The sequence below is a fragment of the Citrobacter sp. ANG330 genome (assembly GCF_047467925.1).
GTDB classification, from domain to species: domain Bacteria; phylum Pseudomonadota; class Gammaproteobacteria; order Enterobacterales; family Enterobacteriaceae; genus Citrobacter_A; species Citrobacter_A amalonaticus_G.
This window is the reverse complement of the sequence record NZ_JASJUI010000004.1, coordinates 1-16351: the sequence shown is the minus strand read 5'-3', so window position 1 is coordinate 16351 and position 16351 is coordinate 1. Positions and strand designations below refer to the sequence as shown.

14 protein-coding genes, 1 tRNA gene and 1 pseudogene are annotated in these 16351 nt (G+C 50.8%); 4 read left to right on the top strand and 12 right to left on the bottom strand.

Annotated elements, in window-relative coordinates; translation table 11 throughout:
* Positions 1-40 precede the first annotated feature (40 nt).
* From QNN88_RS10930 to dnaQ, 8 genes and pseudogenes are all read right to left on the bottom strand, one after another.
* Positions 41-1738 (bottom strand): annotated as a pseudogene (locus tag QNN88_RS10930) (sulfatase-like hydrolase/transferase); the annotation flags it as partial.
* A 61-nt stretch (positions 1739-1799) separates the two neighbouring features.
* On the bottom strand, positions 1800-3371 hold the full coding sequence (gene tnpC, locus QNN88_RS10925; protein WP_414240252.1) for an IS66 family transposase: 1572 nt from the start codon (positions 3369-3371) through the stop codon (positions 1800-1802).
* 19 nt (positions 3372-3390) lie between these two features.
* Positions 3391-3738, bottom strand: coding sequence for an IS66 family insertion sequence element accessory protein TnpB (gene tnpB / locus QNN88_RS10920; protein WP_000624622.1), 348 nt, complete (start codon positions 3736-3738; stop codon positions 3391-3393).
* A complete protein-coding gene (gene tnpA / locus QNN88_RS10915; RefSeq protein WP_414240251.1) occupies positions 3738-4385 on the bottom strand; it encodes an IS66-like element accessory protein TnpA in 648 nt (215 codons plus the stop codon). The genes tnpB and tnpA overlap by 1 nt, the downstream gene beginning before the upstream one ends.
* Positions 4386-4511: 126 nt before the next feature.
* Positions 4512-5930: an MFS transporter gene (locus QNN88_RS10910; RefSeq protein WP_414240250.1), complete on the bottom strand. Its 1419-nt coding sequence runs from the start codon at positions 5928-5930 to the stop codon at positions 4512-4514.
* Between the two features lie 254 nt (positions 5931-6184).
* The gene (locus QNN88_RS10905; protein ID WP_414240249.1) at positions 6185-7474 is read right to left on the bottom strand and encodes an anaerobic sulfatase maturase; all 1290 of its coding nucleotides are present in this window, start codon (positions 7472-7474) and stop codon (positions 6185-6187) included.
* 606 nt (positions 7475-8080) lie between these two features.
* Positions 8081-8157: transfer RNA gene (locus QNN88_RS10900), tRNA-Asp, on the bottom strand.
* A 133-nt stretch (positions 8158-8290) separates the two neighbouring features.
* Positions 8291-9019, bottom strand: a complete 729-nt coding sequence (gene dnaQ / locus QNN88_RS10895) for a DNA polymerase III subunit epsilon (RefSeq protein ID WP_414240248.1) — start codon at positions 9017-9019, stop codon at positions 8291-8293.
* Positions 9020-9083: 64 nt separating this feature from the next.
* On the opposite strand from dnaQ, the gene rnhA reads away from it, so the two are divergent.
* A complete protein-coding gene (gene rnhA, locus QNN88_RS10890; protein ID WP_414240247.1) occupies positions 9084-9551 on the top strand; it encodes a ribonuclease HI in 468 nt (155 codons plus the stop codon).
* Here the strand turns inward: rnhA and QNN88_RS10885 are convergent.
* Positions 9548-10270: a class I SAM-dependent methyltransferase gene (locus QNN88_RS10885; protein WP_414240246.1), complete on the bottom strand. Its 723-nt coding sequence runs from the start codon at positions 10268-10270 to the stop codon at positions 9548-9550. The genes rnhA and QNN88_RS10885 overlap by 4 nt on opposite strands.
* 35 nt (positions 10271-10305) lie before the next feature.
* On the opposite strand from QNN88_RS10885, the gene gloB reads away from it, so the two are divergent.
* Both gloB and mltD read left to right on the top strand, forming a co-directional pair.
* Entirely contained in the window at positions 10306-11061 is a 756-nt protein-coding gene (gene gloB / locus QNN88_RS10880) for a hydroxyacylglutathione hydrolase (protein ID WP_414240245.1), read from the top strand.
* A gap of 71 nt (positions 11062-11132) precedes the next feature.
* A complete protein-coding gene (gene mltD / locus QNN88_RS10875) occupies positions 11133-12500 on the top strand; it encodes a murein transglycosylase D (protein WP_414240244.1) in 1368 nt (455 codons plus the stop codon).
* Positions 12501-12547: 47 nt separating this feature from the next.
* On the opposite strand, the gene QNN88_RS10870 is transcribed toward mltD, so the two are convergent.
* Entirely contained in the window at positions 12548-13318 is a 771-nt protein-coding gene (locus tag QNN88_RS10870) for a class I SAM-dependent methyltransferase (protein ID WP_414240243.1), read from the bottom strand.
* A 77-nt stretch (positions 13319-13395) separates the two neighbouring features.
* The gene (locus QNN88_RS10865; RefSeq protein WP_414240242.1) at positions 13396-14196 is read right to left on the bottom strand and encodes an endonuclease/exonuclease/phosphatase family protein; all 801 of its coding nucleotides are present in this window, start codon (positions 14194-14196) and stop codon (positions 13396-13398) included.
* A 252-nt stretch (positions 14197-14448) separates the two neighbouring features.
* Between QNN88_RS10865 and yafC the strand changes: the two genes are divergently transcribed.
* Positions 14449-15363 carry a DNA-binding transcriptional regulator YafC gene (gene yafC, locus QNN88_RS10860; RefSeq protein WP_414240241.1) on the top strand — a complete coding sequence of 305 codons (915 nt, stop codon included), beginning with the start codon at positions 14449-14451 and terminating at the stop codon, positions 15361-15363.
* A 21-nt stretch (positions 15364-15384) separates the two neighbouring features.
* Here the strand turns inward: yafC and dkgB are convergent, their stop codons facing one another.
* Entirely contained in the window at positions 15385-16188 is an 804-nt protein-coding gene (gene dkgB, locus QNN88_RS10855; RefSeq protein WP_414240240.1) for a 2,5-didehydrogluconate reductase DkgB, read from the bottom strand.
* Positions 16189-16351 lie beyond the last annotated feature (163 nt).

The window sequence follows — 16351 nt, the reverse complement described above, 5'->3', positions numbered from 1 at the left end:
ATTTTTCTCCTGGCTCCCGGTTAAGTGAACAGCGGTTGAATCAGTAAGGTTTATTGAACAAACCATAAAGACCCGGTTCATAATCGCCGCTGTCATAAAGCGCTTTTACTGCCTGACGGGTAACGCGGCCCTGACCACACACGTTTGCCAGATCCTGCAGGAACTTCGCCCCGCCGGAACAAGCCGCAATCTCCAGAAGCAACGTCCGGGTATCCGGGTGCATATCGAGGCTCGCAAGAGGGCCTAAATATTGCCCCATCACCTGCCTGCGCTGATCGTGTTCCCGTCGAACAAACGCGGCATCAATTTCTTCTGTCCTGGCCGGGATCCCCAGACGCAGCCATTCATCCTCCGGAGCCTCCGCGTCGCTCATTGCCTGCGAGAGTTTGCGGATAAACTCCGCTTCAAGCTCAGGATCGTATAATGGGCGCTCCTGGTTCGGATCGTTTTCCAGGTCAAAGAGCAGATTACCGTGCGCATAAGAACTGTAAAAACCAGCAGAACCGGGTACTTTCAGCACCGGAATGTCGTGGGTAAAAGAAAAACCGGGATGCAGAGTGGCATTGCGCAGTTCAGCGGCATTGAACATCCTGCGCATTCTCATGGGCATGAGGGTGTACTCGTATAACGGCGTATTTTCCGGCGTCCGGCTGCCGCGCATGTAGACATAGCGACCATCCGTTACCGACACATGCGCCCCAAAATAGCCAAATATCGCTTCTGACTTAATCGGCTCTTGTTCGGCGAGTATCGAGGACAGCGCGTTCCCCGTCATATTGGCTGTTTTTTCGATACCAAATGCATCCAGTAACGTCACCGCCACATCATGCATTTGGGCAAGCTGGCCTCTCGAACTCCCGGCATGACCGCTTCGGGGATCCCACATAAAGAACGGAACATGAGCAATTTCGTTATACACTGGCATCACGCTTTTACCAGACCACTCCTTCTCACCAAACATAAAACCATGGTCGGTATTCACAATAAGCATCGTGTCCTGCCACAGATTATGCGCGTCAAAGAAATCCAGCACCCGGCCAAGATACTCGTCACACATCAGCATTAACGCCTGATAATGTTTTTCACCGCTCGTCATTTTCTGTGCGTTGTTGATTCTTTCCGTCGAACTGTATTCCGGCCAGTCATCGCTGCTATTCACCAGATCTGGATCGACCATACGTTTAAAACGGTCCGGGACATAAAATGGTTCATGCGGATCAAAACTTTCAATCTGCAGAAGCCAATTATCCTGCTGATAATTCTCCGCCAAAAATTCCAGCCCGGCCTGATAGCAACGCGCCTGAGGATAATCTTTCTCTTCCCGGATATAGCTACGATTGATCTGGTCGTGTTCAATCATATTTCGCCGCAGCGGTTCAGCATTTTTCCATGAATCCAGCCCGCAGGCCCCATTGAAACCGACCTTCGCTTTCCACAGATCGCCCTCCTGCCCGCGCATAAACTCATAGCTGCTATAGCGATTGTGATAAGTTGCGCCACCGTCTTCCCAATAATGCTGATGGTCAGTAATTAAATGGGAATAGATGCCGTGCTTTTTCATTATCTCAAAGATGGAGTCGTCAAAAGGCTCCAGGGGTCCCCAGCTACGATGCAAAAAGTTAAGGCGTCCGGTATGCAAATCTCGTCTGGCGGGCATGCAAGGCATCGAACCGACATAGAAATTATCAAAACGAACCGTTTTCTCCTCAAGCCGCTTAAAGTTGGGTAGCGGGAACGCCTCAGAATTATAAGCCGGGAGCTTATTACGGGTAAGCGGCTCGTCAGAACCGTATTGATATTTACTGAGAGCTCAGATCAACTTTCCAGGGCAACAGATCGCGTACCCGGTTTGCCGGCCAGTCCTGGATATGTTCAATGACGTAACTCAGCCATTTTTCTGGTTCCACATTGTTCAGACGGCATGTGCCGATCAGTGTGTACAACACCGCCGCATGTTCGCCACCGCTGTCGGAACCCGCGAACAACCAGTTTTTCCGGCCTACGGCCACTCCCCGTAAGGCGTTCTCTGCGATGTTGTTGTCGATTTCAACCCAGCCATTACTGCAGTACACGTTCAGGCTGTCCCACTGTTTCAGCAGGTATGCGAACGCCTTTGCCGTATCCGAGTGACGCGACAGTGTTTTCATCTGGGTCTGTATCCAGTCATACAGTGACTGCATCAGTGGCGCAGCTCTGGCTTTTCTTGCCGCCAGACGCTGTTCTGCTGAACATCCCCGGACCTCCGCCTCGATGGCATACAGTTCACCGATACGCTGCAGGGCTTCCGTGGTGATGTCAGTTGGCGCTCTTGCATGCACATCGTGGATTTTTCTCCGGGCATGGGCCATACACGCGGCTTCCGTTACTCTGCCGGATTCATACAACGCCCGGTAACCACCGTAAGCATCGGCCTGAAGCACACCGCGGTAACCGGCCAGATGAGTCTGTGGATGGATGCCTTTCCGGTCCGGTGAGTACGCGAACCAGACCGCCGGGGGCATCTGTGAACCGGCGTTACGGTCATCACGGACGTAGACCCACAGCCTGGCCGTCCGGGTTTTACCGCTGCCCGGCTCCTGGACCGGGACGGGGATATCATCAGCATGGACTTTACCGGGCATCAGCACATACCGGCGCAGGACGTCATACAGCGGCTCCAGCAGTTCAGCAACGGCACCGGTCCAGCGCCCCAGTGTGGCGCGGCTCAGTTCCACACCCTGACGACGGTATATTTCTGACTGGCGGTATAACGGCAGATGGTCTGCATATTTTCCGGTGACAACATGGGCCAGAAGCCCCGCTCCGGCATAACTGCGTGCAATGGGTTTTGAAGGCACCGGTGCCTGTACGATATGGTCGCACCGGCAACAGGCCAGTTTAGGGCGTTGTGTTTCGATAACCTTAAAGGCGCTGCTGATAAGCTCCAGTTGCTCTGCCACATCACACCCCAGAGGCCTGAGGTCACCACCACAGGCCGGGCAGCATTCCTCTTCCGGCCGGATGACCCGGGTTTCACGGGGAAGTGAGGCCGGTAGCGGTTTACGGGCCGAAGACTGGCGCAGAGCGGATGGCAGTGCCGGGTCATATTGCTCACCCAGCGTTTCAGCCATTTCTTCCTGAAGTGCGCTGATTCGCTCCTGTGCTTCCTGTATCTGCCGTTCGGTTTTTGCGCGAAGTTTTTCTGAGCTTTTACCGAACTGCATGCGCTGCAGTTTCGCAACCAGCGCCTTCAGCCGGTTGATTTCGGAAGCATAAGCCGCCACCCTCTGTGAGAGCAGGCGGTTGTATTTCGCCATCTGGCGGATGGTGTCCTGTTGCGTCTGCAACAGTGCCCGCAGGCGGGCATTCTCATGAGCAAGTGAGGTATCCATCCCCTCACTTTACAACGGGTTATATACGGATTCCAGCGCGTTCCGTTCGTTTCGGGTGCTTCCAGTTGATGCCCTCAAGAAGCATGGACAACTGAGCCGGAGTAAGGTGAACCTTGCCATCGCGGGTGACCGGCCAGACGAAGCGGCCCCGTTCCAGGCGTTTGGTGAAGAGGCACAGTCCGTCGCTGTCAGCCCACAACACTTTTATCTGGTCACCCCGGCGTCCACGGAAGATGAACAGATGCCCGGAGAACGGGTCATCCTTCAGGACGTTCTGAACTTTTGAGGCCAGGCCGTTAAAGCCATTTCGCATATCGGTGATACCGGCAACCAGCCAGATACGCGAACCGGCAGGGAGAGATATCATCAGTGGCGGCTCCCTTTCATTTCGCGGATAAGTGTCTGTAATAACGCCGGCGTCAGTTTACCTTTAAGCCTGAGGGTTCCGGCCGGCAGAACCAGCTCACAGCACAGACTGTCGGACGGTGTATTTATCTGCTCTGGTTCCGGTGCGGGGGCCGGGATTTTATTATCCGGCTCCGGCGTTAACGTCACGGGAAGCAGTGCCGGCCTATTTTTTCCGGAAGGCAGCAGGCCACCTTTCCGGTATTGATGGCGCCAGTTGAAGAGCAGGTTATCGTTGATTCCGTTTTCACGGGCGATCTGCGCCACACAGGCTCCGGGCTGCAGTGACTGCTCCACTAAGGCGATTTTAAACTCATAAGGAAAATTAGGCCGCCGGGGACGTTTTTTTACCACCGGGACTTTGGGCATAACGGTGCTTTCAGTAAGTACGACAGGTACTGTGGAGGCACTTCCGTAAAGACGGGCATCAAGTTCCTGCTCCGACATACCTGCGGGCAGAGGCCATGAAAGGCCAGCGTTGCGGAAGCGCACGAACATACCACAAACAGTTGATTTTGGTACGCCCAGGCGACGTCCTGCCACAACCCGTGGTAAATGTTCTTCGAAATGAAGGCGTAAAGCTTCAGTGATCCAGGTCCGGTATTCCATACGATAGTGTCCACTAAATTGATGGACATTATTTTTGTGGAACCGGAGGTAACAGACCAGACGGTTTAAATGAGCCGGTTACTATTACGGCGCAGGGTATCAAACATCAACACAACGACTTTCATATTATTCTCCATCCCCAAGCAGTTTCATGCAGATCTCTTTGTGATTTTTCTTGTTCAGGCTGTAAAAAATCATTGCAAAGAGCGATAACAGCTGGCCGCAAACCGGCGTCAGTACCATTAAAACCAGCAGGCCACTTAAGGTGCCGTCCGTCTGGAATTTTGCCCCCGGCATATAGCCAATCAGATCCAGGACCCCGCCAAGCACAAACGCCCCCAGCGCGGAACCAAATTTGTTGGAAAACGTTAAGGTTGAAGAGGCAATACCTGCGGCATTCTGTTTCGTTTTCCAACGTAATTCATCTGCGCAGTCCGTCACCATCATCCAGGTCACCAGCGAGCCGCCCTGGCAAAACGCCATTACGCAGGCAAGCAGCACCATGGTGCAGGTGATATTTTCTGGGGTAAAAGTCAGCCAGAGTATTAACGAAGGCAGCATGGCGACAAAACAAATAATGACGAAAGATGTTTTATTCCCGTAACGGGATACCAGCCATTTGACCAACAGGTAAATCGACGCGCCGAAAAGCATATTCAGCAGCGCGCCCGTAGCAATCAATTTTGTGTCATGCAGAACCCACCGATAAAACTGTACGGTCACGCCTGCGGTAATCGCCAAAGAAAGCGTGTTAGACGCGGAAGCAAGAGCCAGACAGCCAAGCGAACGGCTGCGAAATGCCAGAGACAGTTGACGGAATACCGCCACAACAACATTGCTCTGATCGGCAATTGACTCTTTTTGCAGGGCTTTTTCATCTTCCAGAATACGCTGCCAGCTATCCTGTCGGCGGGCACCGTAGGCGCAAATCCAAAAGCCAATCGTTGTGACGACCCCAAACAAAATACCGAGATAGTGATAACTGTGAAAATCAACAATTCCGTTTCCTGCCGCATCCTTTGTTTGGCTGAATGCAGACAGAATATAAATACCGCCGGCGCTGACAATAAACTGGGCAATAATACCGGTAAACTGCTTTAACAAAACAATATTGCTGCGCTCAGTTACCTTGTCTGTAATATAGGCCGTCAGCGAGTGGTACGGAATGTTGGATACCGTCGAGACCAGCGAATAAAGCATGTAAACGCAGGCAATATATACAACCCGCCCTGTTGGCGATAAATCCGGTGATGCGAAAACCATCCATGTTGTAAAACCGAGTACGGGCGCTGAAGTGATTATCCAGAAACGGTATTTCCCCCATTTCGTTCGGGTTCTGTCGCCTATTGCGCCCATGATGGGATCGATAAACGCATCAATTCCGCGAGCGGCGAGCGTAATGGCCCCCACCGTGGCGGGATTGACGCCGTATACATCAGAAGCATAGGTGATAAAAAAAACCAGCATGGCATAAAAGCTGAGGTTGGAGGCAAATCCACCGCCAACCGCATAGTAAAACTTATCAGAGAGTGTCAGACGTTCCATTTTATTGCCCTTGTATTTTTTATGGCCTCCTATTGTTAAAACAGACGTCTGCGGGACGATAATTGTTTGCTGCCTAAGTATATAGAAAAAATCTATAACTCCGATGTATCATCTGCCTCTGAATGCAACAACCACTTGTAAATATTGCACTTTTGAAAAAAATACCCCCCTCAGATCGGTATCCAGGCACAAGCCCAGCAATGTTCAAATATGTGACTGAGATTCAATTTAAAATGGGCTCATGAATGCCCGAATTAAGCTTTGCAGCATCGCTTATATTTTTTTCCGCTACCGCAAGGACAAAGCGCGTTTCGGTTCGCTGTCACCGTTTTCAATCCCTTTTGCGCCCGTATTTGCATGATGGTTTCTGCCGGGTATCCCGCCTGTAACAAATCCTGCATAAGCTTCATCTGCGGTTTAACGTGATTAAAGAAATGTTTGTATCCAGCACATAAATAATTATGGCGAGGAGCGCCGTCCGGCGAGACCGAAAAACGGTGTTTGGGGCAGCCACCGTGACAAGCGAAAAGATATTCACAGTGCTGGCAATCCTGGGTAAGCGTAGCCTTTTTATTATTACCAAACGCAATGGCCTGCTCGCTCTGATTAAGCGTGTGAATATCCTGCTGGTGGATATTTCCTAGCAGGTGCTCGGGATAAACAAAATGATCGCAGTTATACACATCGCCATTCGATTCCAGCGCAAACGCATGGCCACAGGTTTCGGCGTGCACGCATAATACCGAAGGTTCCTGATTCCAGGCGGCCATCGCCACATCAAACATCTGCACTGAAACCCGGCCCACATCCCGCTGTACCCAGATATCAAAAATCTGATTGAGGAATTCACCATACTGCCAGGCTGGTACCGTCCACGGAGCCAGTTTTGCAGCACTTTCCCCCGGCATCACTAAATGCAGTAGCGAATCATCGGACGTACTCAGCCGCTCGACAAGCGGAATAAACTGGATATAGCGGGATCCAGCCTGTAATAAAAACTGATACACCTCAACAGCATGCGCAACGTTATGCTTTCCGACAACCGTGAGCGTATTAAAAGCGACATCATATTGTTTCAGTAATGCCAGCGCCTTCATCACCCGTTCATGTGTTCCATTACCCGATCGGGTTACCCGATAGCGATCGTGCAACGGCTGCGGACCATCGAGCGAAAGGCCTATCAGAAAATGGTGTTCTGCAAAGAAAGCGGCCCACTCATCATTCATCAACATGCCATTAGTTTGCAGCGCATGTTGGATCTGGCGACCCTGACCATAGGTTTCACAAAGCGAGATAACGCGGCGGAAGAATTCAAGCCCCATCATAGTCGGCTCACCACCCTGCCAGGCAAAAACAACCTGTTCCGATGCCTGCGCCGCGATATGTTGCCGGATATATTTTTCCAGCGTCTCATCAGACATTTTCCAGTGCTGCTGGCGCTCAGGATATAACGCTTCTTTTTCCAGATAAAAACAGTAGTGACAATCGATATTGCAAACTGAGCCGGTGGGTTTTGCCATCACGTGACAACCTGAAATAGCCATTCTTCGGTGTTCCTTATACCGTTAATATGAAAAGCGAAAAGATACAGGCTCTCGCAGAGATTCTTTTGCCCGTTCTGGCTTATTTAAAATATTCCATCTTGTTTTATGGTGTAATCAATTCCCCCACCTTTGCAATGCCCAGGTGCATAATCATACTCCCGTCGCTAATATGACAGTTGCCCCCGACTCGCCCAGGCTCAGTCAGCCCTCTTTTTTGGCAATGAGGCATTTTAATTCGATTCTGAATGATATCGGCCAGGCAACCCCTTCGCTGGCGGTGGAATTAACCGCCGTGGGTAAAAGGTTGCACGGATTCAAGGAAACTTTTACAACGGCAGCGATGTCAATTCCGGCTGCGCACCTACCAAAATTCTGTGCAAACCAGGTGATTGAAGTCGCGTATGAAGTCCCCGGCGTTTTTGGCTGTATCGAGTAGGGAAGGAAGCGATGCATCTGTCACTCATCGCACTATACGCGGAGGCTTGCTGCGTTATAGTCGAAGATTGCAGGTGAAGGGAAGCCTGGAGGCGATGGCCTGCTGAGCGGCATAGCGGAAATTCAGGTAAAGAAAAGGGCCATGTTAATTAATAACATGGCCCTGAATAGTGGCGGAACGGACGGGACTCGAACCCGCGACCCCCTGCGTGACAGGCAGGTATTCTAACCAACTGAACTACCGCTCCGCGATGTGTTCCGCTTGGGAACGAAGCGCATATTACGGATTGCCACACACCTCGTCAACGCTTTTTCTCACGTTTTTAATCGTTTGCTGTAAAAATCACCCAAGCGGCAATTTTTACCTCATTAACTCACCTTCTACGCTCTCCAGAGGCAGCTTCCGCCTTTCTTTTCCACCAGGTCGAGTCGTGACTCATGGGCGGCCACCTCTTCATCTGTGGCGAAAACAACGCGTAATTTACTGGCCTGACGTACAAGACGCTGGATCCCCGTGTTGTCCTGCTGTTGCGTTTCGCCTTCCATCGAGAAAGCCATCGTCGTCTGACCGCCGGTCATCATCAGATACACATCAGCCAGAATCTGGGCATCGAGCAATGCGCCGTGCAGCGTACGTTTGCTATTGTCTATCTCATAACGCGAGCATAACGCATCAAGGCTGTTACGCTTGCCAGGGAACATCTTCCTTGCCAGCGCCAGGCTGTCGGTAACCTTACAGAAGGTGTTGGTTTTCGGAATATCACGCTGGAGCTTTGCGAACTCGTAATCCATAAAGCCGATATCAAACGATGCGTTATGAATAACCAGTTCTGCCCCGCGAATATAGTCGAGAAACTCATCCGCCACTTCGGCAAACGTTGGTTTATCCAGCAAGAACTCATCCGCAATACCGTGTACGCCAAACGCTTCCGGATCCACCAGTCTGTCGGGTTTCAAGTAGACGTGAAAGTTATTCCCTGTTAAACGTCGGTTCACCACCTCTACGGCACCAATTTCAATAATCTTGTGCCCTTCGTAGTGCGCGCCGATCTGGTTCATACCGGTAGTTTCGGTATCGAGAACGATCTGTCGTGTAATTGCAGTGCTCATAGCGGTCATTTATGTCAGACTTGTCGTTTTAGGGTTCGATTCAATAACAGGAAGTCTACCAGAGATGCTTAAACAGGTAGAAATTTTCACCGATGGTTCGTGCCTGGGAAATCCAGGGCCCGGTGGATACGGCGCGATTTTACGCTATCGCGGGCGCGAAAAAACGTTCAGCGAGGGTTATACCCTCACGACGAATAACCGCATGGAGTTAATGGCGGCGATAATGGCGCTGGAGGCGCTGAAAGAGCATTGTGAGGTCATTTTGAGCACCGACAGCCAGTATGTACGCCAGGGCATTACGCAGTGGATCCATAACTGGAAAAAGCGCGGCTGGAAAACCGCCGAGAAAAAACCGGTCAAAAATGTCGATCTCTGGAAGCGTCTCGATGCGGCGCTTGGCCAACATCAGATCAAATGGGAGTGGGTAAAAGGCCATGCCGGCCATCCGGAAAACGAACGCTGCGATGAACTTGCGCGTGCCGCTGCCATGAATCCCACTCACGAAGACGTTGGCTATCAACCCGAAAACTAAACATCCGGTTTGCGGTATTGCCGCGTAGCGCCAACGGCCTGAGGTATACGCGCTTTGGTTTTATTCTGCTTCATCGGATTAAGCGTAAGCGGAATCGTTCGCTTACGCGCGACGATGACCTGCATACAGCCCAGCGCGGGAAGGTGCGCACTTAACATTTTTCCGCCCTGTTTTTTCCACGGTAATACGTGAAAGCGGCTGTAGTGTAGCACTTCAAAATTGAGCAACGAGAGCCAGTCGAGCTGACGCATCAGCGTAAACATACGACTATTATAGGGGGGTGATTTACGCAGCACCGGCACCAGTTTGCGCAACCCCATCAGACTCACCGGGTTAAATCCGCTTAGCACCAGCCAACCATCGTCAATGAGAACCCGGTCGGCTTCACGCAGTAAACGGTGAGGATCGGCACACCAGGGTAATGTGTGCGCCAGCAGACAGACATCAACGGATTTATCCGCAAAAGGCAGATGAAGCGGATCGGCCTGAACCTGCACCGGCGAACCTTTGGCAGAAACATTAACCTGATGCGAAACCGCACAGGCCTCTGAGTTGATTTCTGCGCTTAAATTGCCCACCTTAAGCAGGTGAAAACCATACATTTTTGCAAACCACGGGTTAAGCTGTTGTTCCAGCGCCTCACGATAGTACTCGCCCCAGGGCAAATCGGCCCAGCGAACGGGGGCTACAACTGTCTGAGGGTTCCTTGCCGGTTTCATCACAACCATCCGTTTTGCCTATAGAGAGGTAATTTATGAATCTTAACAGTATTCCGGCCTTTGAGGACAATTACATCTGGGTTCTGAACAATGATGAAGGACGTTGTCTGATTGTCGATCCCGGTGAAGCCGCGCCAGTATTAAAGGCGATTGCTGAGAATCAATGGCAACCGGAGGCCATTTTACTTACGCATCATCACAATGACCACGTTGGCGGTGTGAAAGAACTGGTGCAAAAATTCCCACAAGTTGTGGTTTATGGGCCTGCGGAAACACAAGATAAGGGCGTGACGCAGGTAGTCGAAGATGGCGATTCCGCCCTCATTTTGGGGCATGAATTTAGTGTATTTGCTACGCCCGGTCACACTTTAGGACATATCTGTTACTACAGTAAACCTTATCTGTTCTGCGGCGACACGCTTTTCTCTGGCGGTTGCGGACGCCTGTTTGAAGGCACCCCTACTCAAATGTATCAATCACTTAAAAAGATAAACGCACTTCCTGACGACACGCTTGTTTGTTGCGCACACGAATATACATTAGCAAACATGAAGTTTGCTCTAAGCATTCTTCCGCACGATCCGTCAATAAACGATTATTATCGTAAAGTTAATGAGTTACGGGTAAAAAAACAAATAACACTCCCCGTTATTCTGAAAAATGAGCGTAAAAATAATATTTTTTTGAGGACGGAAGATATTGATTTAATTAATGAAATTAACAAAGAAACAATATTGCAACACCCTGAAGAGCGTTTTGCCTGGTTAAGGTCAAAGAAAGATAGCTTCTGATAATTGCAGGTTGCCTTTTCAAAACTTCGCCGTTATGATCGGTCGTCTTTTAAGCAACTATTGACACACACATGAAGGCAAAAGCGATCTTACTCGCCTCTGTCCTGCTCGTGGGTTGCCAGTCGTCTCAAAACGCCGGCAATGTCCAACAGCACGCACAGAGCCTTTCTGCAGCTGGTCAAGGGGAAGCCGGAAAGTTTACGAGTCAGGCACGATGGATGGACGATGGGACGTCCCTCGCGCCGGATCAAGACTTGTGGGCTTTCATCGGCGACGAGCTAAAGATGGGAATTCCGGAAAATGACCGGATTCGCGAACAAAAACAGAAGTATTTACGCAATAAGAGCTATCTCCACGATGTAACTTTACGGGCAGAGCCGTATATGTACTGGATAGCCGGGCAAGTTAAGAAACGTAACATGCCTATGGAACTGGTACTACTACCCATAGTGGAGAGCGCTTTTGATCCTCACGCGACGTCTGGCGCCAATGCCGCAGGCATCTGGCAGATCATTCCGAGCACGGGGCGCAATTATGGTTTAAAGCAGACCCGCAGTTATGATGCGCGTCGCGATGTTGTGGCCTCCACAACCGCAGCGCTCGACATGATGCAGCGTCTGAACAAAATGTTTGATGGCGACTGGCTGTTGACCGTTGCGGCTTATAACAGCGGTGAAGGTCGTGTCATGAAGGCGATTAAAGCGAACAAGGCGCGTGGAAAATCCACCGACTTCTGGTCGTTGCCATTGCCTCAGGAGACAAAGCGGTACGTGCCGAAAATGCTGGCTTTGAGTGATATTCTCAAAAACAGCAAGCGCTATGGCGTACGTCTGCCAACACCAGACGAAAGCCGTGCACTGGCGCGTGTTCGCCTGAGTAGTCCGGTTGAAATGGCGCAGGTTGCCGATATGGCGGGTATTTCCGTCAGTAAGCTGAAGACCTTTAATGCCGGAGTGAAAGGCTCTACGTTGGGCGCAAGCGGCCCGCAATACGTGATGGTGCCAAAGAAGCATGCAGACCAACTGCGTGAATCGCTGGCTTCAGGTGAGATTGCTGCGGTGCAGTCCACGTTGGTCGCTGATAACACGCCGTTGAACAGCCGTAGTTACACCGTTCGCTCTGGCGATACGCTTTCTGGCATTGCTTCACGTCTTGGCGTGAGCACGAAGGATCTGCAGCAGTGGAACAAACTGCGTGGTTCAACGCTGAAAGTGGGCCAAAGTCTGACGGTTGGTGCAGGTAACCGAGCACAGCTACTCGCCAAAAACAGCGACAGCATTACCTATCGTGTACGTAAGGGCGATTCACTTTCGAGCATTGCTAAACGTCACGGCGTCAACATCAAAGATGTCATGCGCTGGAACAACGATACGGATAATCTGAAGCCAGGCGATCAGTTGACGTTGTTTGTGAAAAACAACAGCATGCCTGACTCATAATTGCGTAAAAAGTTAAAAGGCACCGATTCCCCCGGTGCCTTTTTTATTTATGCTGCCTTATGCGCTTCCGCCATTATCGTATCGCTGGTAAACGAACCATCTTCCTGCAATGAGAAGTACGTTTTCACCTCTGCGGAAGCACTCTTCTGATACGATCGAATGGCCTCTACCAGTTCGTCGGGGGTACGCATCCTCGCGACCCATGAACCAAACTCCAGCGGCAAACGGTCGCTAATCAACGAATCGACAATCAGGTTTGCGTCATTTATCAGTCCCAGCCACTCACCGCTGGAATAGTTGCGAACGTGTGACGTGTCGCGCAACGCTTCAACGGTCTGTAACCAGATATCCCTGACCGGATGCCCGGGAGACATGACATCCATTATGATCAGCACACCACCCGTTTTTAATACACGGTTGACTTCACGCAACGCCCTGCCGACATCATGCCAGTGATGCGCCGAGTAACGACTGATGACAACATCAAAGACGCCATCTTCAAACGGCAGGCTTTCAGCATAGCCTTGCTTTGTCGTGATATTGGCTAATCCCTTCTCTTTTGCCGCCAGTGCAACGACCTCAAGCATCTGCGAAGATAAATCGTAAGCCACCACCTGTTTCACATTCTGAGCGGCGATAAAGCTGGCATGTCCGGCACCGCACCCCATATCCAGTACGCTGGCCTGGGGGAAAGCAGACAGACGCTCTGCCAGTCGCTGTAAGTCGCGACCGGAAGCATGTACGGTACTGGTTAAATAGGCGTTAGCCTGAGAGCCAAACTGCTTTTCGACGTTGGCGTGGTGGGAGTGTGTTGTCATTGTGCTGTCCTTTGGTTGTTTGCAAGAGAAAGGGCAGCACCACTACAGGTCTGCCCCAACGGCAGACCTGACACACCTTACTGCTCAGGTTTGCCGGGACTGAATTCAACGAGTAGCGGATTGTGATCGGATGCGCGCGTGACCAGTACGGAAGCCTCGCTAACGTTCAGACCACGATAAAAAACAAAATCCAGGGGGCGACCAAACGCGCGACGGCGCTGATCGTCAGTAAAACGCACCTGGCGCAACGACATTTCGCGCGCGAAGCGATACAGCGCATTCATGCGGCGTCGACTCCAGGCATTAAAATCGCCGGCCATAATCACCGGACCACTGTGATGCGCAATCTGGTCACCGATTGGAAGTAACTGCTTACTATACACATCGACCCCCAGACTAAAGTTAACTGCATGGATGTTAACGACCATCAACAGTCGCGTATCGGGCAACGGATAGACGGTGACCAGCGCCGATTTCGCCAGGCGCAGGATAGGTTCACGCTCGCGAAGCGGACAGCAGTACACCGGATGCGCAGATGAGAGTGTCATTACCCCTGACGGATGTTGTGGCAGAACGAATGCCGGCACCTGATCGGCTGCCAGGTAATTCGCCGTCGCAAACTTCACCAGTTCCGGCGTCGTTTGCGCTTCCTGCAATAACACCAGATGCGCATCTTTGCCGAAATTCTTCAGCACTGAAAGCCATTCCGCCCGCTGCTGCTTAAAAATGTTCCACACCAGGATACGGATCCGATCTTCGCTGCTTAACGGCGCCCCGGCGGGTAATGCCTGCCCGATGCTCGAAAATGACCCGGGCGGCAATATCCGCTCAGCGGGTTGTCCGGCAACATAGCGCATGGCATAGGTATTTTTTCGCACTTTTAACTTTCAAACCTCTGTAACGTCAACCCATCCGATGCCGGACGGGTTCTTCTGTTATAGGGATTTTAGCTCACACTTTCAACGACCAATTGCAGATTGTTTTGTAAGCAAGCGCTTACCCCCTATGACCCATTATGGGAGACGGTTAATGATGACATACGATAATGATTCAGATGACAGAAAGTAGTGGTGATGGTTTAATAACAAAATCGTCTAAAATATCAGTTATATTTTGCATTGGGTGCAAAAATGAAAGCAACGTCAGAAGAGCTCGCTACGTTTGTTTCAGTGGTTGAAAGCGGAAGCTTCAGCCGGGCGGCAGAACAACTCGGTCAGGCGAATTCAGCGGTAAGCCGGGCAGTCAAAAAGCTGGAAATGAAACTCGGCGTCAGTTTACTCAACCGTACGACACGACAGCTTAGTCTGACAGAAGAAGGCGAACGTTATTTTCGCCGGGTGCAGTCTCTGTTGCAGGAAATGGCGGCTGCTGAAACGGAAATCATGGAGACACGCAATACACCTCGTGGACTATTGCGTATCGATGCCGCCACACCGGTCGTTCTACACTTTCTGATGCCGTTAATTAAACCTTTTCGCGAGCGTTATCCGGAGATCACCCTGTCACTTGTCTCCTCTGAAACCTTTATTAACCTGATCGAGAGAAAAGTGGATATCGCGATCCGCGCAGGCACACTGACAGATTCCAGCCTGCGTGCCCGCCCCTTATTTACCAGCTACCGGAAGATCATCGCCTCACCAGACTATCTCGAGCGTTTTGGTAAACCGGAAACGGTGGAAGATTTGAAAAAACATCTGTGCCTGGGCTTTACAGAGCCGGTGTCACTGAATATCTGGCCCGTTGCCTGTCATGATGGACAACTTCATGAAATTACGTGTGGGATATCATCCAACAGCGGTGAAACGCTAAAACAGCTTTGCCTCACCGGGAATGGCATTGCCTGTTTATCGGATTACATGATCGATAAAGAGATCGCACGCGGTGAACTTGTGGAGCTGATGGCCGATAAGCGTCTGCCGGTTGAGATGCCGTTCAGCGCAGTCTATTACAGCGATCGAGCCGTAAGTACGCGTATTCGGGCATTTATTGACTTTCTGAGCGAACATATCAAAACAGCTCCCGGAGGAGCTGTTAAAGAGGGTTAAAGGCACTCAAGGGTTAATCTATTAGTCCCACTGCGGGGCCAGGCCTTCCGGGCTTACCAGGCGATCGTTGCAATCCAGTGCCGCGATCGCTTTTTTATCTTCAGCATCTAACGTCAGATCCAGAGCCAGCAGGTTGCTCGCCAGGTTTTCACGCTTCGTAGAGGATGGGATGACGGAGTAACCTTCTCCCATCGCCCACGCCAAAATAACCTGTGCAGGCGTTGCACTGTGCTTCGCAGCGATGCGAGCAATCACTTCATCTTTCAGTGCCTTACCATACGCAAGGGTCATGTAAGAGGTGATGTGGATACCGTTATCTTTCGCCCAGTTAACCACGTTACCGTTTTGCAGGTAAGGAGACAGTTCGATCTGGTTAGTCGCGATATTTTCAGCACCGACCGCCGCAATGGCTTTTTCCATCAGTGGGATAGTGAAGTTAGAGATACCGATTTCACGTGTCAGCCCCTGCTTTTTCGCTTCCAGTAGCGCTTGCATAAACTCTTCGACCGATACGGCATCGTTTGGCGATGGCCAGTGGATCAATGTCAGATCAACGTAATCGGTACGCAGTTTTTTCAGACTTTCTTTAAGGCTTGGGATCAGTTTGTCTTTGCTCAGATTCTCGATCCAGATCTTGGTCGTAATGTACAACTCATTGCGCGGAACGCCGCTTTCTGCAATTGCCTGGCCGACAGCAGCTTCATTATCATAGATTTGTGCTGTATCGACAGCGCGATAACCGAGCTCCAGAGCCGTTTTTACAGATGCAATAACCACATCGTCCTTAAGACGGAAAGTACCTAAACCGAAGGCTGGGATTGTCATAATTATTCCTCTTTGATTCATCATGTTCGTTAACTGAGAGAATTATGACGTTTAGCGGAGTGGGGAAAAAGAGCGGAAAAAGCAGAGGATTTTTGCGATATTAGCAATAATCAAATTTCAGACAAAGAAAAAGCCCTGAGTGTTAACTCAGGGCTCTCAATAA

Coding starts and splice junctions, on each gene's coding strand:
- tnpC (WP_414240252.1), bottom strand. CDS start 3,371: ATGGATACCTCACTTGCTCATGAGAATGCCCGCCTGCGGGCACTGTTG.
- tnpB (WP_000624622.1), bottom strand. CDS start 3,738: ATGATATCTCTCCCTGCCGGTTCGCGTATCTGGCTGGTTGCCGGTATC.
- tnpA (WP_414240251.1), bottom strand. CDS start 4,385: ATGGAATACCGGACCTGGATCACTGAAGCTTTACGCCTTCATTTCGAA.
- QNN88_RS10910 (WP_414240250.1), bottom strand. CDS start 5,930: ATGGAACGTCTGACACTCTCTGATAAGTTTTACTATGCGGTTGGCGGT.
- QNN88_RS10905 (WP_414240249.1), bottom strand. CDS start 7,474: ATGGCTATTTCAGGTTGTCACGTGATGGCAAAACCCACCGGCTCAGTT.
- dnaQ (WP_414240248.1), bottom strand. CDS start 9,019: ATGAGCACTGCAATTACACGACAGATCGTTCTCGATACCGAAACTACC.
- rnhA (WP_414240247.1), top strand. CDS start 9,084: ATGCTTAAACAGGTAGAAATTTTCACCGATGGTTCGTGCCTGGGAAAT.
- QNN88_RS10885 (WP_414240246.1), bottom strand. CDS start 10,270: ATGAAACCGGCAAGGAACCCTCAGACAGTTGTAGCCCCCGTTCGCTGG.
- gloB (WP_414240245.1), top strand. CDS start 10,306: ATGAATCTTAACAGTATTCCGGCCTTTGAGGACAATTACATCTGGGTT.
- mltD (WP_414240244.1), top strand. CDS start 11,133: ATGAAGGCAAAAGCGATCTTACTCGCCTCTGTCCTGCTCGTGGGTTGC.
- QNN88_RS10870 (WP_414240243.1), bottom strand. CDS start 13,318: ATGACAACACACTCCCACCACGCCAACGTCGAAAAGCAGTTTGGCTCT.
- yafC (WP_414240241.1), top strand. CDS start 14,449: ATGAAAGCAACGTCAGAAGAGCTCGCTACGTTTGTTTCAGTGGTTGAA.
- dkgB (WP_414240240.1), bottom strand. CDS start 16,188: ATGACAATCCCAGCCTTCGGTTTAGGTACTTTCCGTCTTAAGGACGAT.